This window comes from Bradyrhizobium sp. 63_E2_N1_3, assembly GCF_052076005.1.
GTDB classification, from domain to species: domain Bacteria; phylum Pseudomonadota; class Alphaproteobacteria; order Rhizobiales; family Xanthobacteraceae; genus Bradyrhizobium; species Bradyrhizobium barranii.
Genome location: NZ_CP197235.1, coordinates 3,020,498 through 3,042,807, shown reverse-complemented (window position 1 = coordinate 3,042,807; position 22,310 = coordinate 3,020,498). Strand labels below are relative to the sequence as shown.

The 22,310-nt window shown below is 61.3% G+C and carries 16 protein-coding genes; 2 read left to right on the top strand and 14 right to left on the bottom strand.

Annotated features, from left to right (window positions below):
* Nucleotide 1: 1 nt before the first annotated feature.
* The 3 genes from wecB to AB7531_RS14075 all read right to left on the bottom strand — a co-directional run bounded on the left by wecB (nt 2) and on the right by AB7531_RS14075 (nt 4,020).
* Complete coding sequence (gene wecB / locus AB7531_RS14085; RefSeq protein WP_063982164.1) at nt 2-1,123, bottom strand: non-hydrolyzing UDP-N-acetylglucosamine 2-epimerase; 1,122 nt, start codon at nt 1,121-1,123, stop codon at nt 2-4.
* Nucleotides 1,124-1,307: 184 nt separating this feature from the next.
* Nucleotides 1,308-2,585 (bottom strand): glycosyltransferase family 4 protein, encoded by a 1,278-nt coding sequence (locus tag AB7531_RS14080; protein ID WP_063982163.1) that lies wholly within the window; start codon nt 2,583-2,585, stop codon nt 1,308-1,310.
* Nucleotide 2,586: 1 nt separating this feature from the next.
* Nucleotides 2,587-4,020 carry a heparinase II/III family protein gene (locus tag AB7531_RS14075; protein ID WP_187388002.1) on the bottom strand — a complete coding sequence of 478 codons (1,434 nt, stop codon included), beginning with the start codon at nt 4,018-4,020 and terminating at the stop codon, nt 2,587-2,589.
* Nucleotides 4,021-4,474: 454 nt separating this feature from the next.
* On the opposite strand from AB7531_RS14075, the gene AB7531_RS14070 reads away from it, so the two are divergent.
* On the top strand, nt 4,475-5,284 hold the full coding sequence (locus tag AB7531_RS14070; RefSeq protein ID WP_063982161.1) for a class I SAM-dependent methyltransferase: 810 nt from the start codon (nt 4,475-4,477) through the stop codon (nt 5,282-5,284).
* A gap of 121 nt (nt 5,285-5,405) precedes the next feature.
* Here AB7531_RS14070 and AB7531_RS14065 read toward each other — a convergent pair whose 3' ends face one another.
* Genes AB7531_RS14065 through AB7531_RS14050 form a run of 4 tightly spaced genes read right to left on the bottom strand, consistent with a single transcriptional unit; the run spans nt 5,406 to nt 12,393 of the window.
* Nucleotides 5,406-6,626, bottom strand: coding sequence for an oligosaccharide flippase family protein (locus tag AB7531_RS14065; RefSeq protein WP_063982160.1), 1,221 nt, complete (start codon nt 6,624-6,626; stop codon nt 5,406-5,408).
* Nucleotides 6,614-8,638, bottom strand: a complete 2,025-nt coding sequence (locus tag AB7531_RS14060) for an alginate lyase family protein (RefSeq protein WP_063982159.1) — start codon at nt 8,636-8,638, stop codon at nt 6,614-6,616. The genes AB7531_RS14065 and AB7531_RS14060 overlap by 13 nt, the downstream gene beginning before the upstream one ends.
* On the bottom strand, nt 8,625-10,667 hold the full coding sequence (gene asnB, locus AB7531_RS14055) for an asparagine synthase (glutamine-hydrolyzing) (RefSeq protein ID WP_063982158.1): 2,043 nt from the start codon (nt 10,665-10,667) through the stop codon (nt 8,625-8,627). The genes AB7531_RS14060 and asnB overlap by 14 nt, the downstream gene beginning before the upstream one ends.
* A 31-nt stretch (nt 10,668-10,698) precedes the next feature.
* Complete coding sequence (locus AB7531_RS14050; protein WP_063982157.1) at nt 10,699-12,393, bottom strand: glycosyltransferase; 1,695 nt, start codon at nt 12,391-12,393, stop codon at nt 10,699-10,701.
* 549 nt (nt 12,394-12,942) lie between these two features.
* On the opposite strand from AB7531_RS14050, the gene AB7531_RS14045 reads away from it, so the two are divergent.
* On the top strand, nt 12,943-14,259 hold the full coding sequence (locus tag AB7531_RS14045; RefSeq protein ID WP_084795054.1) for a hypothetical protein: 1,317 nt from the start codon (nt 12,943-12,945) through the stop codon (nt 14,257-14,259).
* Between the two features lie 69 nt (nt 14,260-14,328).
* Here AB7531_RS14045 and AB7531_RS14040 read toward each other — a convergent pair whose 3' ends face one another.
* The 7 genes from AB7531_RS14040 to AB7531_RS14010 form a co-directional block, all read right to left on the bottom strand.
* Nucleotides 14,329-15,654, bottom strand: coding sequence for a hypothetical protein (locus AB7531_RS14040; protein ID WP_436855455.1), 1,326 nt, complete (start codon nt 15,652-15,654; stop codon nt 14,329-14,331).
* Between the two features lie 24 nt (nt 15,655-15,678).
* A complete protein-coding gene (locus AB7531_RS14035; RefSeq protein ID WP_063982155.1) occupies nt 15,679-17,487 on the bottom strand; it encodes a hypothetical protein in 1,809 nt (602 codons plus the stop codon).
* 192 nt (nt 17,488-17,679) lie between these two features.
* Nucleotides 17,680-18,672 (bottom strand): Gfo/Idh/MocA family protein, encoded by a 993-nt coding sequence (locus AB7531_RS14030; RefSeq protein WP_063982154.1) that lies wholly within the window; start codon nt 18,670-18,672, stop codon nt 17,680-17,682.
* Between the two features lie 37 nt (nt 18,673-18,709).
* On the bottom strand, nt 18,710-19,444 hold the full coding sequence (locus AB7531_RS14025; protein WP_063982153.1) for a class I SAM-dependent methyltransferase: 735 nt from the start codon (nt 19,442-19,444) through the stop codon (nt 18,710-18,712).
* Entirely contained in the window at nt 19,441-19,905 is a 465-nt protein-coding gene (locus AB7531_RS14020; protein WP_063982152.1) for a GtrA family protein, read from the bottom strand. Before AB7531_RS14020 ends, AB7531_RS14025 begins: the two co-directional genes overlap by 4 nt.
* Complete coding sequence (locus tag AB7531_RS14015) at nt 19,902-20,960, bottom strand: glycosyltransferase family 2 protein (protein WP_199877127.1); 1,059 nt, start codon at nt 20,958-20,960, stop codon at nt 19,902-19,904. The genes AB7531_RS14020 and AB7531_RS14015 overlap by 4 nt, the downstream gene beginning before the upstream one ends.
* Nucleotides 20,960-22,192 carry a class I SAM-dependent methyltransferase gene (locus AB7531_RS14010; RefSeq protein WP_063982150.1) on the bottom strand — a complete coding sequence of 411 codons (1,233 nt, stop codon included), beginning with the start codon at nt 22,190-22,192 and terminating at the stop codon, nt 20,960-20,962. The genes AB7531_RS14015 and AB7531_RS14010 overlap by 1 nt, the downstream gene beginning before the upstream one ends.
* Nucleotides 22,193-22,310: the final 118 nt, after the last annotated feature.

Genomic DNA, 22,310 nt, shown 5'->3' with positions numbered 1-22,310 from the left:
CTCACAGTTGATCCTCGATCACCTTGCGAATTCGTTTTGCGGCCAGGCCGTCGCCGTAAGGATTAACCGATTGCGCCATCCGCCCATAGTGATCGCTGTCCGTCAATAACCTGGTTGTCTCATTGACGATACGCTCGCGGGACGTGCCCACGAGAATCACGGTTCCAGCGTCGACGGCCTCGGGACGTTCGGTTGTTTCGCGCATCACCAGGACCGGCTTGCCCAGCGACGGCGCCTCCTCCTGCACGCCGCCGGAATCTGTGATCACGAGACGTGAACGCTCCATCAGATAGACGAATGGTTCGTAGTCCAGGGGGGCGATCAAATGAATCCGCTTTTGGGCTCCGAGCAAGCGTTGGACGGGCGCCAGAACGTTGGGATTGGGATGGACAGGATACACGATCTGCACGTTGTGCTGAGTGACAATATCGAGCAGCGCATTGCAGATATTTTCGAACCCGTCACCGAAGTTCTCTCGCCGATGTCCGGTCACGAGGATCAGCGGAAGATCGAGATCGAGGTAGCTGAAGCGGCCTCGCAGCTCGGTGCCGGCAGAGGGCGCACTCCTCAACCGCTCCACAGTTTCCATCAACGCATCGATGACGGTGTTACCGGTCAGGTGGATATGAGACGGGTCGACTTCTTCATCGATGAGATTCTGCCGCGACCGCTCGGTTGGCGCGAAGTGAAACCGGGTCGCAAGGGTTGCGACCCGGCGGTTCATCTCTTCCGGCCACGGCGCGGACAGCGAGCCGGATCGCAGACCTGCTTCCACATGCCCCACGGGCAGCCTGCGATAGAATGCAGCCAGCGAACCGGCGAGCGTGGTCGAGGTATCGCCGTGGACCAGGACCAGGTTTGGCTTCTCCTGATCCAGCACCTGCCCGATCCCAGTGAGAAGCTTGGCGGTAAGTTGGTCCAACGCTTGGTTGGGCGACATCAGGTTGAGGTCGTGGTCGGGTTTGATCGCGAAGAGATCCAGCACCTGATCCAGCATGCCCCGATGCTGGCCCGTGACACAGACACGCAAATCAAGGCTCTGGCTCCGCCGTAGCTCAGTCACGACAGGGGCCATCTTGATGGCTTCCGGACGCGTTCCAAATATCGCAATGACTTTTCGCATCGTCGGGCTTGCTGTCCGCCTTAACGCTGATCCGGGCCTCCCCAGCGGAGCGCTGTGTAACCAGTCGCGCGGAAATATACAAACTCTAACGGTGGGCGGAACCTAACGAATCGCCCGGAATCGACCACTCCAAAAAGGCGTTAAATACCAGATAGTTGGAAGGTTGTTCCGGCAGCCTGCGCAGTTAGCTCGTCTTGTCTCGAGAGAGACCGCGATCCGACCGGTCTGATTCTCCTGGTTTCCCGGGACACCACCGTTGCAAAGCTTCCAGCATGCTATCGGCCAGCGCTTTGCGCTCGTAGCGCTTGCCCCCAGCAGCGGCGTTTGCCGCAAGCAAACGCCGGCGCGCCGGATCTCGTGCGAGTTCCCCAATAGCGCTCACCAGTGCTTCCACGCTGTCCGGCTCGATCATCTCCGCTGCGCCCAGTGGCTCCAGCAGACGCTCCAGCTCACCGCGCACATTGGTGATGATCGGCGTGCCGGTCGCCAAGGCCTCGAAGACCTTCGACGGCAACACCGTCTTGAACAGCGGGGTGTTCTTCAGCAATACCAGCGTGAAGTCGCTGAGATGCCAATAGTCGACAATCTCGTCGTGCGAAACGCGACCGACAAACAACACGTTCCGCAGTCGCCGACGCTCGGCCTGATGTTGTAGCTCCTCGCGCTCCGCACCGGATCCAACGATGATAAATTGCGCCTCGGGAACGTGGGTCAGACACTCGTCTGCCGCGTCCAGGATGAGCTGCAACCCATGCGCCATGCCGACTGTGCCGATGTACGAAACGACGACCTTGTTCTCAACTCCAAGCTTCTCGCGCAACGACGATGCCGCGCAACCCGGAGCGAGCTTCGTGGTGTCTGCGCCATTGGTGATGACGACGATCTTGTTGGCGTCGATTCCTCGCGACGCTAGCACATCGCGGGTCGCATACGTGACCGTAACGATGAGATCCGACTGCCGATAAAGAAAGCGCTCCACCCGCCGGACAAGATTCATCACTCTCCCTTCCTTCATGGCGCCGACGGCGACAATCGAGTCCGGCCAAAGATCGCGCACTTCGAACACGAAGGGCCTGCGGTGAACGCGGCTCACAATCCACCCTGCGACCGCGGCAAAGATGTGTGGCGACGTCGCAATGACGACGTCGGGCCGAGCAACGAAGGGGGACGCAAGGCTCGCCGTCACTACGAAGCTCAGGTAGTCAAGTATCCGCAGGAATGCACCACGATTTGGAAACACCAGCGTCGGTACGCGCACGACGTCCACCGTTTCGTATATCTCGCGCTTGTAGAGCGATTGCCGGTAGCCGCCGAACACCTCGCCATCCGGGTAGTTTGGAAAATTGGTCAGCATGGTGACCTGATGGCCGCGCTCGATCCAACGCTTCGCGTGCGTGCTGCAGCGGATGGACGGCGCACTCGCCTCAGGCGGATAGTGATCGGTGACGAAGAGGATACGCAAATCAGAGCTCGAACCGGGTTTCGACTTCCATGGGTAGCCCGCCCGTATAGCTCCAGGCAAGGACCGGTCGCAAGATTCGTTGCCCAAAACTCGGCGCATAGTACCCGTCGTTCAGCAGGAATTGCGACGCTCCTCTCGCTGACACACGAAGCCGCGGCTCCCCTGGCACCTCGATCGACCAGCCTTGCCCGTCCGGGCAAATACGACCGACCAGCGGGTGCAGCGGAAAACGACCGATGATCGCGTGGCTTCCCTCGCCCGTGACGCGGTCCCGAACAACTAGCGAAGTCGGCGACACCGTGACGCTGCGGCAGTGGACTGGCCGGCCAGGGAGCCAGCGGTACCCATCGTGACTGGCGGAGGCCGACTGGATGTGGCCGGTCACGGATACCGATCTGCCGAATGGATGCGCACGCCGCCCGACGCGAAAGCTGGCCCACACTTCGGTTGAATTCTCTGCATCGATCTCGACAGTCGCGTGGGCGCCGGTTGAACGCTCTTCATCTCGAATTGCATCGTGGGCGTAAGACGACGTCCCGGAGTTGGTGATCAACCGACGATCGCCAAACGACACTTCGAGCGAGAGAGTGTCTGCATGCGCATGTCCCGGCAGGTAGGAGGGGCCGACTTCGGCCGCATCGAGGATCGCGAGCCAGGGACCGGAGCGCAGCCGCACATACCCGCTGTCAGCCAGCCGACCGGTAGTGTCGTCCGCGCTCCGCAAGACGTGCAGCGATTCCCCATAGTCAGCAAGCTGCCCGTAAGTCCTCGCGATGCCTAAAGCGGCGTCGTTGAAGAAGGCGATTTCCCCGTCCGGATGGACCATTTCACCCAGCCAGGCCAGCATACGCGCGGCCAAGGCCGGCCATTGCGCCGCCGCTTCAGCAAGCTCGCGCGGATAGATCCTCGAAAGCTGAATGAGATCCAGGACATCCTCGAGCAGGATGGCGTGATACATCGGACTAAGCTCAAAGTGGCCGCCGTCCGACAGCACCTGTTCGCGCCACTCCCGTTGCAGCAGATCCAGGCCGGTGCGTCGCCATCGGTCTGCTTCGACTCCCGAGAAATAGCAACCCGCGAACACAAGGGCTTTCGCGTTCGCGAGCAGATGGTTGCCCAGCAGGTGATACTCGAGCGAGGAGTTCAGCGCGCGCGCCTGCGTTGCCAAGCTGTCGCGCACGGCGGAGCCCAGATCGTTGCCCGCCAGCGCCCATGCGACCCAGTTCACGATGCGCAGCGATATCGGATACGGTTCCCAGCCGTTTCCCGTCATGGGACGATTTTCGGCGATCCAGGCGTTGATCAGGTCGCGATGCCATGATGCACGGGCCTCGCTTGCCTCAGCGCGCAAATCGTCGAAGTAGTGCAGGTTGTACAGCCACAGCTTCGGCATTGCTGGATTGTTCCAGCCGGCACCGTCCAGCAGCTCCGCCACCTGCCCAAGAATCCGGAAGCGCCGGGGGGACACCATGGTGGCCGGCCGGCCCGCAGCATTCCGCCATCTCGCCGTCGGCGTGCGCAAACCTGGTGCCGGTCCATGCGCGATGCTGGGCGGAAGAATTCGGCGCCTGACGCGATTGATGATCTGTTCGGAACGCAAGTGGCGCACTGTTCGGACCAGGCGCGCGGGATCCCCCCATCGTTTCCCAAACATTCCACGTTCCGGCTGTGTTTCGCCCAAGCGCTGATACCATTTCCGGCGCCGAGTTCAATAGTTCGGCCTACATGAGACAGTACGCTTGCGGCTCGCCGGTAGATTTTGAAGGCTGAGGGAGCCTTGCACTGCCGGTCCGGAAGCTTCGGAACTCCGGCAAATCGGCAGTCGCCGGCGCCCATTCTTGTGCCAGGCTCATGGGGGGGATACAGTATGCCATGATGAGAGTGCGCCCATGAAAAATAGGGTTGTCCGCGATTTCTGGAACGAGGCCGCCTGCGGCGAGGCCGCCTATGCCGTCGGCATCGACGCCTCTAAGCGCTTCTCCAGCCAACGCGAGACGAGGTACGAGCTCGAGCCCTTCATCAGGCCCTTCGCCCGCTTCGAAGAGGGGCACCAGCAGGCTGTGCTCGAAATCGGCGTTGGCATGGGTGCGGACCATGAACAATGGGCTCGCAGCGGGCCCGCTCGCCTTTGCGGCATCGACTTGACCCCGCGCGCCGTCGACCTGACACGCGAACGTCTCGCCCTCGCCCAACTTGAATCCGAGCTCCAGGTCGCCGACGGGGAAAGGCTTCCTTTTCCGGATGCGACGTTTGATATCGTCTACAGCTGGGGCGTTCTGCACCACAGCGCCGATACAACGCAGGCGTTCAAGGAAGTTGCACGGGTGGTGAAGCCCGGGGGCTCCGCGCGGATCATGATCTACCACAAATGGTCGATCGTCGGACTCATGCTCTGGCTTCGCTATGGACGCTTGTCGTCGAGCCTTGCCTCGATCTATGCGAACCATCTCGAGAGCCCCGGCACCAAGGCCTATTCGACGAGGGAGGCAACCGCGATCGTCGAAGCCAGCGGCTTGCGGGTGGCCAAGATGGAAGTCGAGCTGAGCCCGGGTGACTTGCTCTCCGGCGCAACGGGCCAGCGTCATCGCGGAAGTCTGCTGTCGATCGCCCGGCGCCTTTGGCCGCGAACGCTCCTGCTTGCTGTTGCGCGCCAGCTCGGCCTCTATCTCATGATCGAAGCGATCCGTCCCTCGGAATAGGTTGCCGGAATATCTTGCTCCCGGCGAGGCTTCACGACCCCCGCCGGGGTTGGCGCGCCTGCTTTGCAGGCCATCCGGAAGACAGGAAGGGCGTGAAGCACCCCCGCGCCAAATCGTTGCATCAGAGATCGGCGGAAAGGCCGGACCTGAGGCTATTGAGAAGCAGCCAGACGCAGACGAATCCAGCGCTCGCGCTCTGAATCCACGCCAGACCAACGGCACCGAACTGTCCGAACAGCGCAACCGAGAGCACGACCTGCAGAGTGGCCCCGCAGAGCCAGGCCATGACCTGCGACCAGGGAAATCCGCTCGCCGACAGAAACTGGGAGGCTGCGGAGGCGACGCCGATGAAGAATACACCGGGAAGCAGCGCAAGAATGATGGCCACGGCCGGCTCGTACGCTTTCCCGAAAATGATCGTGACGATCGGGCTCGCCAGCACGGCGCTGGCCGTGCAGACGAGCGCCATCAGCAAGGTGATCTGTAGCAACGCGACCTTGTACTGCTGCATGCGCGCCGGACCTTTCGCGCGCACGAGCGCGGGAAACAGCAGAAGGCCGATCGTCGAGGGCAGGATCAGCAACGCATCGGCAATCTGTGCTGCGATCGACCAGTAACCGATATCCGCAAACTCGCCGAATTGCCTGAGCACCATGACGCTCATGCGGCCCATGACGAATCCCAGCAGAGTCGCGACATGAGCCCGCAGCGCAAATGCGATACCGTCCCGGAACAGCCCGACGTCGAAGCGGCGCGGAATGTCGACGCCCTTTGCCAGGACAGCCCAGGCGACGACGCAGGCGACGAACGAGGCGACGACCGCGGCAACGAGAAATCCCCCGAGTTGCGGAGCAAGCCAGGAGGCAGACAGCGCCGCACCGATGGCAGCGACGCCGTTGAGGATGATCAGACCGTTGAAGGTCCTGGGACGATTAAGAGCGACCGCGATATTGGACAGGTAGAGGAACAGGAGCAGCGACGGTGTCAGAGCCATTACGATGGCGACGAACATGAAGCTCTGCTCGGGACCTCCGATCGCCAGATCGAATGCGATGACGCCCGCCGCGGCCGCAACACCGGCCAGGACCGCAAGCCACAGCGAGTTGGCCATGATCTGCGCGAGCAGCGCCGGTGTCCGCGCAATCAGGTAGGTGTTGCTCGACTGGATACCGAGGGAAGCAATCTGCAGGGCAATCGCGGCAAGCGTCACGATGTAGTAATAGCGCCCGCGCTCGACGGGTCCGAGCATGCGCGCGGTCATGATCGCCACGCCGAACGAGCCGAGGATGGCGAGGCCCCGCGCCAGCAGCATCTCGGCGTAGGTATGGATCAGGGAGGGCACGAGATATCGTTCCCGTCCGGCTTGATCGTTATCGCCAGCCTCGCCGGCAAGGCTCCCTGCCTCCGCCACACCAGACTGTGCGACGGCTCGACAACGCCGTAGCTCGGCGAGATCGACGTGGGCTCGATCGTCAGTTCCCAGCCGTCATCGGATGCCGACAGGGAGAACAGGCGTCCCGCTGAGGCGAGGCGGATCTCCGCGCCGCTGCGCTCGACACGGACGGAAGGCGCTAGATGCAAGGGTACAACGATCTGGTGCTCGCCCTGGCCATCGATGGTATCGACGATCTGGAGCCGGCCCGATCGCCTGTCCAGGCTGATTTCGCGCGCAACGTCGACGCCGAGGCGTCGGTAGCCTTGGTGCCTGCCCGCAAACAGATCCTGCTCGTCGCCGGTCCGCCAGGTCGTGCATTCGGCTTGCGCATCGTCCTGGAGGTTCCAGAGATTGCCGGGATCGAAGCGGTTCATCTCCGCACCATCGATTCCCGGCGTGTTGTGCGACGAGGTCGAACGAAACTCGTTTCGCTTCTCGAACGAGGCCGTATAGACGAACGCGCCGCGGTCTATGATGACTGGCGCGCCGGCGAGCCAGGCTTCGAACGACAGCGCGTCATTGTGCCCGTGGCCGCCGCGGCCGGCGAGGCCGACCGGGCCGCAATCGATGAATACGTGATGATCCCCGGCGCGCATGACATAGGCACCGCCGTGCGGGAAGGCCATGGACGACGCAGGCGAGCGAGCGGCTGGCGCGAATGATGCGGCCAGCTCGGGCCCGACCACCCAGACGAGTTCGGAGCGAGGCCCCCCCGCTTGCGCCGCCAGATCGTTATCGCCGAATGCGAGCGCGATTAGGCTGACCAGATAGCGATGGTCGCCGAGTTTCTGTCCGCCGAATGGCAGGGCTCTTGCGTCGTCGGCATCGCCCCACAGCGGGCTGGTGCCGTCGGGGCGCGAATAGGCCGCGGCAAATCGCGCCATCGCGCGCAGCCGCTGGACGTAACTGTCCGACAGGCTGGCGCCGCAGGCCTTGCGGAACAGTGCCGGCCACAGGAAGAGCTCGCAGACCAGCCGGTGATAGGGCACCGACGCCTCGAAATCGACCCCGTCGGCGAAGACCTGCTCTTCGATTTCCTCTTGCAGCCCTCGCCAGCCGGCCTCCTGCCAGCGACCAGCATTCCCAACGTCGCCGAAAAAATGGCCGGCCATCACCAGGCCAGCAAGATCCGCGGTGTAGTGGTTGCCGTTGACATCGGCTTTCTCGATGTGCCTGAGCGTGAAGTCGCCGTGGAGATAAAGGCAGGCCAGAAACTTCGCGCGGAAGTCCTCGTCGCGCCAGGAGGGGCTGTTCGCGAAGACATGAAACAGCCAGGTCCAGGTAAAAAGCCGCATCGCGGCTTCCATCGTGCAGGACCAGTTCACGGTGTAGCCGAGCGGATTGCCGTCTATCCACTCCTGCAGGATATCGCGGGCAGCGACGGCATATTGCTCGTCGGCGTCCAGCAGGTAGGCCTGTCCCGCAGGGATCAGCCATTGCAGACGCGAAATCTCCCAGGGCACCTTGACGTCGCTGGGACGATCGCGGTTCACGTAGTCGATGGATCGCGCAAAGCCTCCCGGCCACCCCATCCCCACCCGGTAATCGCGGGCCCAGTCGATCGGCCTGCCGAGCGCGACCGGTCCCGTTCCGAGCAGGTCGACCGTTCGTGCGCAAGCAAGGCGTGCGGCGTCGCGAATCCGCGCGCTATCGCCGGGCTCGACGCGGTCGAGCGCCGCGAGATCCATCGCCGATGTCCAGGCCGGATAGGGGCGCTGGCGCAGCCGTGTCCACAATTCATCGATGGAGGAGGCCCGCGCCATCGCAAGCAGCCGCCCGCGAGAGAGGCTTCGCTCACGCATCGGCGCGAGCCAGCGGTCGAGCTCGCGCTCCCCCTCCTGCCAGGCGCGGCTGGCAACGTAGGTCGGAGATTTGCCGAGAATCCTCCTGGCGCGGCGCGCCGCGTCAAGCAACCGCATCGGACAACTGCGACGTATCGACCGCCTTGCGATCGATCCACAAATCATACCAGGCGGTCAGATTGTAGATCGCCCAGAGATACAGGCTGGTATCGGTCCGCCCGGTGAAGTGCCAGTCGAACAGCTTCTCGATATAGGAGGCATTCAGGAAGCCGCGCCGCATCAACCCCGAGGAGAACACCGACGTCCGGACCGCACGGCCGAAATCGCTGCGCATCCAGTCACTCATCGGCGCGCCGAAGCCCATCTTCTTGCGATAAATGATGTTGTCGGGGATCAGGCCCTCGACGGCCTTCTTCAGAAGATATTTCGGCTCGCCGCCCTTGGTCTTCCATTCCTCGGGAATGTCCATCGAGAACTCGACGAGCTTGTGGTCGAGGAAGGGGACACGCGCTTCCAGCGACTCCGACATGCCGATCTTGTCGACCCGCATCAGCAGTAGCTCGGGCAAGCGCAGCCTGAACTCGCTGTGGATCATGCGCGTCAGCGGATCAAGGTTGGGGAACTTGGCATCCAGGGGATCCATGAAGCTGCGGACGATATTGAAGCTGTCGAGCTTCAGATATTCGGGATCGAGCAACCCCGCCGCGTCCGCGTGATCGTCGTTGGCGGCCGCGATGGCGGCGGAGTCAACGAGCTGGCTCTTCATCAAATCAGGGAACACCATCGCACCGGACCAGAAATGCTCGCGGCTTCGGGCCGCGCGATCGATGACGTCAGCATAGACCGGTAGCTTCGGATGAATCCCCGAAAGCAGATTAGCAGTGCCCGCCGCAAGGCGCTGCGCCGGCTGCGGCAGATACTTGCGAAACGGCGCCCAGTATTTGTGATACATCTTCAGGTACGTCATGTAGCCCGAATAGCCGCAGAACTGCTCGTCCGAGCCTTCGCCGACCTGGACCACCTTCATGCCGTTGTCGTGCGCGAGCTTGGAGACGAAATAGAGCGGGATGCACACCCAGTCAGCGATCGGCTCATCCTGCGAGTGCAGCATCTGCGGCAGGTAGTTGATCATGTCCTTCTTGCTGATCCCAATCTCATGATGATTGGTGCCGAACTGACGTGCGATCTGATTGGCCTGCTCGTATTCGTTCAGATGCTTGTAATCGCTGAATCCGATCGTGAAGGTCTCCACGGGGCGGCTGGAGAATTCGCTCATCAACGCCACGTTAGTCGATGAATCGACGCCGCCCGACAGGAACACGCCCATCGGCACGTCCGACATCATCCGCTTCTCCACGCTGGCGCGGAGCCGGTCGCGAATGCCGCTGACGTAGAACTCCTCGAGCGCCGCCTCCGAAAGATTGGCGGTCTCGCCCGGGTCGATGCCGCGTCCGGGCACCGCGTCCCAGTATCGCGAGATCGTCGCCTTGCCGGAACGATCGATCGTCATGCTGCATCCGGCCGGCAGCTTGTAGATGCCGCGCATCATCGTCAGCGGCGCTGGCGTCGTCAGGAACGACAGGTAATGATACATCGCCGCGGTGTCGATCTCCCGCACGAAGTCGGGATGCTCGACCAGCGCCTTCATCTCCGAGGCGAAGGCGAAGCACCCCTTGATCCAGGCGAAATAGAGCGGTTTGACGCCGATGCGGTCTCGCGCGAGCGACAGCAGCCCCTTGCGCTCGTCCCAGATACCGAAGGCGTAGTCGCCCTCGATCCGCTCGAGCAGGCCGTCGAGGCCCCACTCCTCGTAGCCGTGCACCAGCACTTCTGTGTCGCTGTGATCGGTACGGAACTTGTGCCCACGGGCGACGAGCTCGGGCCTGAGCTTGGCGTGATTGTAGATTTCACCGTTGAAGGTGATGATGACGGTGCCGTCCTCGTTGCGCATCGGCTGCGTCGCGGCGACGTTGAGGTCGACGATCGAGAGACGGCGGTGGCCGAGCCCGATTTTGCGGTCGTCCGAGACCCAGCCGTCTCCGCCGTCCGGCCCGCGATGCGCCATGGCGTCGCGCATGCGATCCAGGACGCTACGATCGACCCTGCCGGCGTCGCCGTAAGATAGCAAACCCACTATTCCGCACATTCAGAACAATCCCCTTGGTTCGGAGACGAGATCATGCCGCGTCGCGATCCGGCCGGCGCACGAGCAACCCGTTACGGGCCATCGCGGCGAGAATAGCATCGACATGCCGCTTCCAGGTATAGCGATTCAGGACCTCGGCGCGGGCAGCCTTCGCCACCCCGGCGGCCGCTGGCATGTCGTCCACGACCCGCCGCAACGTGTCCTTGAAGGCCTGCGCATTGCCCGGCTCGTAAAGGAATCCGCAAGGTGCTCCCGCCCCCGGCGGCAACGCCCCCAGCCGCGTGGCACCGCGTCCGGCGATGACATCCTCGATCTGGCCGAGCGCCGATGCGACGATCGGCTTCTCCATCGCCATATACTCGAACAATTTGGTCGGCGATCCAAAAAATCCGGAGCCGTCCGCGTTCGGCACGTGAGGCGAGAGCAGCAGGTCCGCGCAGGCCAGATATCTGGGGGCTTCCGATTGCGCCACCAGGCCCGTCAGCGTGACAAAGCGCGCGATCTCGGGTGGTCCGACCAGCCGACGCACCTCGGGCATCTTCAGACCGTCGCCCACCAGCATGAAATGCAACTTGCTCCGCTCGAGCCAGGCGGCGTCGTTGCGCGCGAGGTCACTAATGCATTCGGCGAGAAACTCGATGCCATGCCACTGCCCGAATGTTCCGATGAACCCGGCGACCAGCGCATCTTTCGGGATGCCATGCTGCCGCTTCAGATCGGCGAGATCGTCCGTCGAGAATCTCGTGGAATCAAAAGCGGCCGGATCGACACAGTTGGGATAGACGAGAATCCGGCTATCGGGAATTCCTCTCCGCTTCAGCTCATCCCCCAACTCGTCCGAAACGGTGACGATCAAATCCGCAGCCTCCAGCGCGACTGCTTCTGCTTTCTCTGCGGCCCCGTGCAGGCGGAGCCGCGTTCCCCAATTCGCGGACGCCCAGGCCTCGGATCCGTTGAATTCGACGACGACCGGCAGGTTCAAGCGGCGCCCCAGATGAGGCCCGGTGAAATCGTGCAGAGAAAATCGTTGATAGATGAACGACCATGGATTGGAGCTGTGCAGCGGAACGATTCTTTTCTCGATCGCCTCCGCATACGGATAGAAATTCAGCTCTGCCGGCATTGCAAGCAGCCCATCGGGTTGCAACTTCAGCCAGCGCGCGCCTGCGCGATCCGTGGGCAGCGACTTGAGACTTGCGTAGTCCACCTCGAAGGCGTTGTCGAGAAATCCCCCGATGACGCCCGCCGTGTGACCGACCGAGCCGCCGACGGCCGCGCCAAGCGAGATGTTGGCATCGAGATAGAGAATGCGCGCGCCGCCGCTGGGTGGGACCCGACGGGGCATCGGCAACCGTCTCATCGCCTCTCCCTCGCGCAAACGGCGGACAAGAGCACGGCGGGACGATAGGGTATCGACGCCGAGCTGCAGCAAGTTCTGCAGCCCGCCAAGCCGCCCGAGAGCCTCGACCCGCAAATCGGGCCAGACAACCGCAAGTGAGCCGACCCGGGTCAATGCAGCCGCGATCGAGAGCGGTGCAATCAGCGCCGTGGAAACCTCGCTTTCCAGCGCGATGACCAGCTTATCGGCACGGAGACTGCGCAACTGCCGAAGCGCCGCGACGGGCGACAATTTGCGCAGGTTCGCCGCGTCATAGTAGCTGTCCACCGGTCCGCAGACCTCCGTGATTCGATCGGCAAACGATCTCGTCACGGGATGGAAGCTCATGACGATCAGCTTGGGTCTTGTGGAAAGGTCAGGACACATTAGTTTCGCGGACGGGTTGGACATCTGGGTCAGGCTATACTAGCAATAGAGCGTCAAGACCAGCGCCCAGGAGCCTCCCGCAAGGTTCGCGCGCCGCAGGCCCAAGCCATTCAGTTCCCGTCATTTTACCGGGACTCCGAAGACCCCGCCCACCCCCGCTAAAGCGCCACGAATACGGTCCACGTGCTTACCGTCCCCCTTGGTCGCCGAGACGCACTGTCTCGCGCCATCGCTGGTACTGGCGAAACGACACATCAAGCCATCGTGCGAACAGCCGGACGCCAGGCAATTGAGCTGCCCCGCCATTGCCTGGATATCGTGACGCACGTCGATGCCAGTGCACCAGGCCGTGCTGTTCGGCAGATCCTGACCGTGATCCCGACGGAGCCCGGCAACTTTGCGCGGCTGTTGACGAGGTCTTCAGCAAACCACCTCAACCGCCGCACGCGTTGAACTTCCCTAGCTGTCAGGATACGTTGCTCTGGGGTTGTTGAAGTGAGATCGGGAGTAATGGCCGAGTCCGTCAATTCAGTGCATCGCGGGCTTGCCGGCCTGTTCGATCGAGACCAAAAGCGTCCGCTGCTGCTCGGGCTTCTGATCTGTCTTCATATCGTAATCTGCGCCGCCTCACTTCGCATATCATTTCCGTTCTATCGATCGGAATATGTGATGTACGACCCGGCGGGACTTACAAACGCGATAGCGGCGACCGCGATCTTCTGCCTCATTGCTCCGCTCTTCGTTTTTACCCGCTTCAGCTTCGGTTATCTCTGCGGATTCTACCTGTTCACCATGGTGGCCGGCTTTCTTTGGCTGAACTCGTTCTCGAAGCTTCAGTACGACCATGTCGCCGCAGGTATCTCCGCGGGCTTGTCTTGCCTGACCTTCCTGCTGCCTGCCCTTCTCATCACCCCCCGGATCGGCCGCCCTTTCGAGATCTCGGAGCAAAGCTTCGAACGCATCCTCTACGTCGTCGCCGCGTTCTGTCTCGCAACGTCGATAGCAGCGGCCACATACGGCTTCCGCGTCGTCGCGATCAACGACATCTACCAATATCGCGCCGAGCTGCAGTTTCCGACTGCGCTGAACTACGCCATCGCATCGACCATGACCGTACTGATCCCGTTCGCCTATGCGTGCTTCGCCCTGCGGCATCGATACTGGATGGCAGCGGCGATGCTCGCCATCGCGATCTCATTTTATCCGAGCACGTTCACCAAGATTGCGCTGTTCACGCCGGCTTGGCTGCTTTGCATGACGCTGCTTTCGATATTCCTCGGACGGATCGCAACGATCCTGTCCCTGTTTCTGCCGGTTCTTGCCGGCGTGCTTCTCATCATCACAATCGGCGAGCCGATGAGGCGCTATTTCGGCATCGTCAATGCCAGAATGCTGAGTGTTCCGTCGGTAGCAATGGATGTCTACAACGAGTACTTCGCCCAGCACGAGCTGACCCACTTTTGTCAGATCTGGCTCCTGAAGCCCTTCGTTAGCTGTGCACTGAAACAGCAAATCTCCGTCGAGATGAACAGCACCTACCCGCTGGGTTTCCTCAATGCTTCCTTGTTCGCCACGGAGGGCATCGCATCCGTCGGCCTTTGGGCAGCTCCCCTGGTGACATTCGCCTGCGGGCTGGTCATTGGTTTCGGCAACCGGCTATCGGCAGGCCTGTCGGAACGCTTCATCCTCATATCCGCGGCCATCGTGCCACAGGTCATCACAAACGTCCCATTCTCGACGCTGATACTGACCCACGGCCTCTGGCTTCTGTTCCTGCTCTGGTACTTGACCCCGCGAACGCTGTTCGGCGGTCCTGCCGAACCTTGAGGCCCGGTCGCGCCCAAGCTCGATTCGCCATGGCGAAATCGTTGAAGCGGGACGAACCTTCGTAGCAGTCTAGGCTCGCCGGCTGGCCGGCTCGAACCTGCCGGCTCTTGCCAGGGTGAGAAGAATCTCAACCATGACGCCAAACAGCAAGACAAGAAAAATCTTTACCGGAAAAAGATAGAGTTCGGTGTAATGAAAAAGAGCCGCCTGCCCGAGAAAAGTGACAACAAACACGGCACTCACGCTGAATACCGCATCGTAGGAAGACCAGCCTGCAGAGTAGCGCACAAGTGAAAGCCGCGCCCAGGCGAAAACGCCTGAAACGACGATGAGAAGGTAGATCATATTGTAGGTGGTGAGCGCCTTCATCACCTTCTTCAGATAGATCGTGATCACTTCGATGGGATGGTGAAGGACAATCTCGAAATACTTCCGCTTCAGTATCGAATAATATTCAGCCGACAGATACAGCGTGCCGGGGCTGACCTCCTTGACGGCCCGGACACCGTCGTCATCGTTCCACACGATTCCGAACGGGTTCTCGACGACACCCAGACCGATATACAGATTGTGCCACGCCCCGTGCTGCTCCATCCGGGTGGACGGCGCGATGTCGAAGACGGCATCGCGAGCGCGAAGGATGGAGTACGGCGTCAAGATCGTCAGAACGGTTGTGACGAGAACGACGAGATGAGCCAGCCCCATATGCCGCATCTTCATGAGCGAACAAAAATAACTGACGCCAAGGGCGAGAAGAGCGGCCACAACTCCCATAAGCCCGATCGCCTCGCGGAAAACCATTCCGACAGCCAGACCAAGCAGACCGACGACCATCCATAGCCACCAGCTGGTGCGCGATGGGCCGGTGGATGGAATTCCGAGAATCGCCAATGGCAGCAATGCCACCAGACAGGCGACACCCAGGTGGCCTGGATGTGGCCCAAGCGAATGAAGCTTGTTGGCGATCACAGCCCCGACGGTCAGGACGAGAAACGAGAGAAACGGCAACCGCAGACGAAAAAGCAGCCCCGCCAGACTTACAAGTCCGACATAGTTGAGGATCGTATTCACTCTCGAGACGTCGGTTTCGGTTACGACTGCACCGCTGAGGGCTGCATAGAGACCCAGAACCAGAGGAGGTCCCGGATCATCCCCCGCCGAGAGGTCCGCGATAGGCAAGAGACGGTCTCCCTGACAAATCGCCAGGATGGCCTTCGTTGTTCGCGCGCAATCGGCGCTCTTCACCCATATGGCGGAAGAGGACCAGGAATGCTCGAGCTTGCCAGCCTTGTTCAGGGAAAGAAAGAAGGCCGGAACGAAAAACAGCATCAGAGCCGCCAGGAGCAGCGTGACCGGGATCGGCCGGCGGTCCAGTCGTGCAATGAGCTCGCGCAACGGTTCAGCCCCTTTCAAGATACACTATTGATGACTGGCGCCGCACTGCGGCTCGCGGCTGCTTTGACGATAGACGTAGGCGATCGCGCCTCCGGCGCTGCCTTCCGCAATATACTGATTGTCGATTCTCGGCCCGGGCACGATCTCGCGCGGTGGTCGCCTTCGTACCCGCAGTGCAGGACGTTCGAAGACATTGCATCGTGCAGGTGACGAGAGATACCCCCGATAGCGTTCGATGATCGGACCGACACTTTGCGCGAGCTCTGCCTGACGCACCCTACGATTGTCGCTCGCCGGATACCATGCATCGCGAAAGCTGAACAGGTAGCTGAGATTTGGTCCGGCCCGCTGCTGGATCTCTGCGCTCAGCAGCTGCTCTGCCGTCTCGGGATTCACGTCCGTCCGGAACCAGTGCTCGAACAGCTCATTCTCGTGGTGGCTGGGATCGGCGCTCCTGGCCTCCGGCTCCATGTTCGGAATGAAGTTCATGGCAACCCGGTAAAAAGTCAGAACGACATCGTAGCGATTGTTCGTTCTGACCTGCAGCATCGGCGCAATGCCCGCGTCATCCAATACCAGGCTCGCCCGGCTCGCCGTATCGGCGTCGACAGCCTGCAACGCCCGGACGATGGCGATGGACTCCATGTTGTAGGCCCGCCAGGTCGAGAACGCGGTCCGCTCCGCCCGCACGACGACGAGAACAATGAGAGCCGAACATATCCACAGCACCGGTGCAGGAAGCGACAGCCGCCTGGTGTAAGACGGCGCGATGACGGAAAGTGCAGCGACAACGCCGAACAGGAGTACCGGATAGCTGACCGTGCGCTCCCAATCCCGAGCGCTGAACATCACGCCGGTTACGATCTGCTGATTGCTCAACACCAGGGGGATGGCCAGACAACCCAAGGTCAGAAAAGCCAGCGGCTCCCTGCATCCTCGTAAGATCATCCAGAAGCCAAAGGCGGCGCTGAAGACGAGGCTGCCTATAACCCCAGGCGTTATGATCGGCAAACGCGTCGGGTAGGTAAGGCCGGCGAGCATGCCCGACGTTGTCTGACCGCCATTGTGATCCCAATAGACCGCACTGAGCGACACCAGTGCCGCTCCGAGCAAACCGGCTGCAATTGGGATGGCCGACATCTGCCTGAAACATCCCTGCACCAGCAGGAATCCGCCGGCGATCGCCGCCACCGGCAGCGTCACGAACGTGTACCCGATCGGAAGTAGCGACAAGGTTATGACCGCGGCCACAAGAGCTGCCCGTTCTCGGAGTCCGGTGACGACGGCGAAACGCGCGAGAAGCCCGAGGCTCAGGAACATGAGCACAAAGCTGACCTGCGGCTCCGGCGTCCTGAGGATTGCGAGAAAGCTCGTCTCATAGGACGGGACAAGCCTGGGGTGAACCAACCCCACGATCTGGGAAAACCGAGAGATATTGAACTGGCCCGACGTCCAGAGAATCAGATTGCCCAGTGAAAACAGGTCATTCGCAAAAACGAGCAGCAGTGCCGCCAGCACCCTCGCGGGGCGGCTCGACACGACCTGACTGACGGCGAAATAGGCGGCGCAGCTCGCCAGGAATGGAAATACAAAATCCGATGCAGCCAGCGTCGCGTCCAGCGAGGATCCGCAGATGTGATAAATGGCGCTGAGCGCAAAGCCGGACAGCGCACGCGTCGACCTCAACGTTCCCAGCAACCAGCTCAGAACGTAGGTATCCTCGTCATAGGCACCGTGAAAATACCGAAATTCACCAATCTCGCTGGCGAATTGCAGGTGCGGCCAAAGTCCCAGGAGTCCGACGAAAGTCGCTACCAGGCCGGCTGCCGACAAGTCAGCTCGCGACAAAGCGCAAGGCAATGGACGGTTCTTTGTCACGTCGACTTCCAATTGAAGGCAAAAACGTCGGAGGCGAATGCGGACGATCGCTCAATTCGGCTGTTCTGCAGTGATTGCCTCGTGCATGGGCCCTTTCACCGAACTTAGTACATTCGCATCCATAAATCGCAAGCCGTGGTGGACCGGTCAGATGCCGGCCGTTGCGAGCGCCCGTTTCAGGCCCTCCTGCACCGCAAGCAAGCCCGAGACGTCCCACCCCAGTAACGCTGCATCCGTCGCCCCCGTCACCTGAGACAGGAACGCTCCAAGCTCCAGTCGCAAGGTGCTGGCCATCACCGACATACGCGGATCAAGCGCGTGCGGCTGGCCGTTGATCGTCATCAGCCCATGGGCGCCGCTAAAGTCGACCGACGCGTGACCGGATTTGGTCCGGATCTCCAGCAGCCGTCGACGCGCTGTCGCTCTGGTGTCACAGCGAAATTCGTGGCGCCCTCCCCGGTCGTCGCGGAATTCGATAAGACCCCGACAGTCATCAGGGCTTTCCTGCGCTGCGCCAATCTTAAGACCGGCCTTCGGGGCAAAGACCCGGAAGATCGAAAGGGCATGAGGCAACAAGTCGTACAGCAACCCCGTCTCCTCATGCCGGGCCTTTGTCGCGCCATGCCGCACTTCGTTTTCGACGTCTTCCCATATCAGCGTCATATCTGCGCCGTCAGCGTCGGCGAATTCCACGGACAATTGATGAAAGGCCGGAAGGTAGGCGAATTCCGTGCCCACCGCGAGAATACGCTTCCTGTGCTGAGCCGCCGCCACCAGCGCCCGTCCGGCTTCCGGATCGACGCCGACCGGCTTTTCGACAAGAACGTGCAGACCATGTTCGAGCGCGTCCATCCCGTCGCGTATGTGATCGCGTGGCCGGCTCGATATGATCGCCGCTTGCAGCTGCTTATCGGCAAGCATGGCCTCGGCAACCGTCGCCACGACCGTCAGGCCTGCAAGCTCGGAGCGCGCGGCCGCCCATGTCCGCACTTCGTCGGGACGGCTGCGGGCAGCCAGAACGACACCTTCCGCAGAACCGCGCGCGGCCACGACGACCGAAAGCCATGTCCTGCCCCAGCGACCGCCGCCAACGACCACAAGCGGAATAGGCAACGCCGCCGCGCGCCAGAAGTCAGCCAATTGCAGAGCGATCGCGGTCAGAGGCGTCCCTCCTGGTTTAGGACGACGGTTTCACGCCGCTGAGGTAATATTGGGCGCCGAACGGAAGATGCCCCAGAAACGAGTCGAGGCGGCTGAGAAACGGATTGGCGGGCGGCACCGAGATGATCGTCTTCGTTTCGACGTTGGCAAAGCCTGCGTCCGCAAACATTCGCCGCAGCTGCCCCGGCCGTAACAACACCGCGTCCTTGTCGATGTCGCAACTCTTCACAATGTACTGCGTCGCGGGGTTATAGGGATTGTGCTCGAACACGAGCACCAGCCCGCCAGGCTTCGTCACGCGAAACATATCCGCGACGAACTCGGTCCATTGCGGCGGTGGCACATGATGCATGACGCAGACGGTGAACACGATCGAGAATTGCCCGTCGCGATAAGGCAGCCGGACGCCGTCGAAGGTCGAATAGCGCACGAAAGGATGCCGAGCTGCCGCGAGCTCGACGCTTTGCGCCGAGACGTCGATGCCGTGCAGCTCGCGGAACTTTCCTTCCAGACCGGGGTGGTACGCGCCGAGCCCGCAACCGAGGTCTAGTACATCCAGCTCTGTCAGATCGGGAAAATTCTCCCTGCCGAGCCGCAAGATGTGTTCGCGCTTGATGTCGATGTAGAACAAGTGCTCACGGCCGGCAAAGGCCAGCGCCGAATTGATCTTGTCCTCGTAGTCGCCGGCGACGTTGTCAAAATCCGTCGCGACCTGTGCCTGCGTCACCTGAGAGGTCTTCTGTTCGGTCATTCCGACTCTCCCGTTGTAACAGTCTGCTCGCGCCGGCCGCGGACGGCAAACACCCAGCCGCGCAGCAGGAAGAAATTCAGCACGGGTATGATCACGCAAACGCCAATTGCACCGGTCAGGTAGGGCCAATGCAGCAGGTCGACGCTAAGCGCCATCACGCACCAGGAAACCACAAGGCCAGCCAGGGACATGACCACGAAGCGAGCAACCTGGTCAAACGAATGGCCATCGACCCGGAAGGTGAAGCAGCTCTGCATCAGGTACGAGATGGCGACCGATATGACGTACGCGCTCACCGACGAGAGGACCGGCGTCATCACGCGTGAGAGCACGAACGCGTTCGTAAGCACGAAATACGCAAGCGTGGTCGTCACGCCCGACACCCCAAAGCGCAGGATCAGGCGCATGGAGGATGACGTCACCAGTGAGAAAAGGCCGGACGTGGCGCCGGTGCCGTTCATCGGAGCAAATTCCGTTCGACGCTGTCGATCTGCTCGTTGAAATTGATCAGGTCGGAAATGATCGTCGGCGGCCGCATCCGGACCTGATCGTAAATTCGCCCGACATAGATACCCAGCACCCCGAGAAAAAGGCTGTTCAACCCTATCCCGAACAAGATGAGGATCTGCGTGGTAGTGAATCCCGGCGGCACGATCTGGTGGGAGAATAACCTGACGACGAGATAGAAAGTCGCGAGCAGGACAGCGGCCAGCGCGATCACCAGTCCGATATAGAACGATACCCGCAGAGGCAGGCTCGAGTGCGCGATGATGCCGTCCATGGCCAGACGCACCAGGCTTCCAAATCGAAACTTGCTCTCGTTGTGTAACCGCGCAGCGCGATCGAAGGGAATGCCGGTCTGGCGCCTGGCGAGCGAGGAAATGAGACCGCGCAGATACATATGCGGCTCGTGAATCGGACGGAGCCGTTCGATCACGGACCGGTCAATCAGGCGGAAATCACCGCCATCCGGAATGAGATGAGGCCCGCCAATCCGCCGCATGAAGCGGTAATAGGCCCGCCTGGCGCGCCGCAGGAGCAAAGTCTCTTTCCGGCTCCTGCGTACGCCGACCACGACGTCAAAGCCTTCGCGCCATTTCTGCAGAAAGGGACCGAACATCGACGGCGGATCCTGAAGATCCGCGTCGATCTGGATCGCGGCCGCTCCGCGCGCCAGCCGATAGCCGGTCAGAACCGACTGCTGAAAACCGAAATTCCTTGCAAAGCGGGCGATCCGCACGCTCGGATCGTGGGCGGCAATGCTGGAGAGCTTCCCGAAGGTGGAGTCGGTGGAGTGATTGTCGGTGAACAGAATTTCGAACTGATAGTCCTTCAGCTCCGCCGTAACCCGCTTCAACTCCGAATATGTCCGATCGACGTTGTCTTCTTCATTGAACACGGGAACGATGATCGAAATGAGGGGCCTGCTCAAGGAGTCAGGTCCCCCATTTGCGGATTCGGCATTCACCCCTGACGTCGTCTCAGCCATCAAAGCCATTCCCGTCGCGCGCAGCACTAGGCCCGCTCAAACTCCTCTGGCGAAAATAGGTCAATGATCTGGCCGTCATATCCCTGCTTGCGCATGTACCCGTGAATTTCACCGGAGATGTGCCAGGCCAGATTGAGAAGCGGCACATCCCGGTTCGGGCGCTTGTCGAAGTCGTTGTCGGAAAGAATCGGGATGCGGGTGCCCGGGATGTAGTTTCCGATCTTCATCGAGCCTGGCTTCTCGTAGACCGCTTGCAGGGTGGACTGATCGAGATCGAGCAGCTTCACCAGGATAGCCGCGCGGCCCGGAAAGGCCTTGCCGACGAGTGGACCATGGCGAGAAACGGCCGCTTCGATTTCGGCGCGCTTGCTCTTCTGCCACGCAGGTATCCGCTTCGCCATGTCGAGCAGGCGCTGCTCGAAGCCGCCTTCCGCGGCCCCCACCTTGGCGAGTTCGGGAGCAGCCTGCTCCTCACCGTCGCCTCGCCGCATCATGACGCGGATGTTGCCGCCATAGCGTGCCGGGAACTCCAGTGCCTCGATCCGAGCCTGAAGCGATTTGGCGATGTACCGGAAGGACGTCAAACCATAGGTGCGCGGATGCTCGTGATAGAAGGTATCGAATTGATATCGATCGAGCACGGAGCCGAGATAGTGGTTCTCGATGACCAGCAGCGTGCTCGGCCCCATTAGCGCGCCGACGGCCGAGAGAACGCTGCGCAGATCCTCGATATGCGCGAAAACATTGGTGAACGTGATGATGTCCGGCAGACCACCGCTTGCCGCAATCTTTTCAGCCAGCGAAGGCGCGAAGTAGTCCTGATAAACCGTGTGGCCGGCCTGTTTCGCGTCTGTGGCGGCGCCGGTCGGCTCGACGCCAACGGTTCTCGCGCCTCGTTCCCTGAAGATCGACAACAGGCTGCCGTCGTTGCACCCCACGTCGAGCACCAACAGACCTTTAAGTGAACCGACCTGCTTTTCGCATCGCTCCACCAGCTGACGCATTCCGTTCAGCACATCTGCGGTGTGCCGTGCTCTGTAGTGGTACGTACTCGGAAACAACGTCCGTTTCGGAACCTGATACGCCTGGTGAGCCGTCTTACAGGTCGGACAGAAGACGATATCTATCGGATATGTTTCAGGAATCGCCGGATTCCCGACCGGCACGAGATCGTCGCACAGCGGATGGCGTCCAAGATCCAGAACATCCTTGAGTTCGGACCCGCCGCACACCTCGCAACCTTTGATTGTACGCGCCATGGATAGTTCCAAATTGGGGGGGAAGCAAGTCGCCTTATAAGTGAAGTCCGCGACATTGCAAACGTGCCATTTGATATCCACCGCCGCCCAGTGAAACCAGTGCTTCTCGCGACAGGAC

Excerpts from the sequence above, each read along its gene's own strand:
- AB7531_RS14060 (WP_063982159.1), bottom strand. The coding sequence starts at position 8,638 with ATGCGGTTGCTTGACGCGGCGCGCCGCGCCAGGAGGATTCTCGGCAAA.
- AB7531_RS14070 (WP_063982161.1), top strand. The coding sequence starts at position 4,475 with ATGAAAAATAGGGTTGTCCGCGATTTCTGGAACGAGGCCGCCTGCGGC.
- AB7531_RS14050 (WP_063982157.1), bottom strand. The coding sequence starts at position 12,393 with ATGAGCTTCCATCCCGTGACGAGATCGTTTGCCGATCGAATCACGGAG.
- AB7531_RS14020 (WP_063982152.1), bottom strand. The coding sequence starts at position 19,905 with ATGAACGGCACCGGCGCCACGTCCGGCCTTTTCTCACTGGTGACGTCA.
- AB7531_RS14025 (WP_063982153.1), bottom strand. The coding sequence starts at position 19,444 with ATGACCGAACAGAAGACCTCTCAGGTGACGCAGGCACAGGTCGCGACG.
- asnB (WP_063982158.1), bottom strand. The coding sequence starts at position 10,667 with ATGTGCGGAATAGTGGGTTTGCTATCTTACGGCGACGCCGGCAGGGTC.
- wecB (WP_063982164.1), bottom strand. The coding sequence starts at position 1,123 with ATGCGAAAAGTCATTGCGATATTTGGAACGCGTCCGGAAGCCATCAAG.
- AB7531_RS14010 (WP_063982150.1), bottom strand. The coding sequence starts at position 22,192 with ATGGCGCGTACAATCAAAGGTTGCGAGGTGTGCGGCGGGTCCGAACTC.
- AB7531_RS14045 (WP_084795054.1), top strand. The coding sequence starts at position 12,943 with ATGGCCGAGTCCGTCAATTCAGTGCATCGCGGGCTTGCCGGCCTGTTC.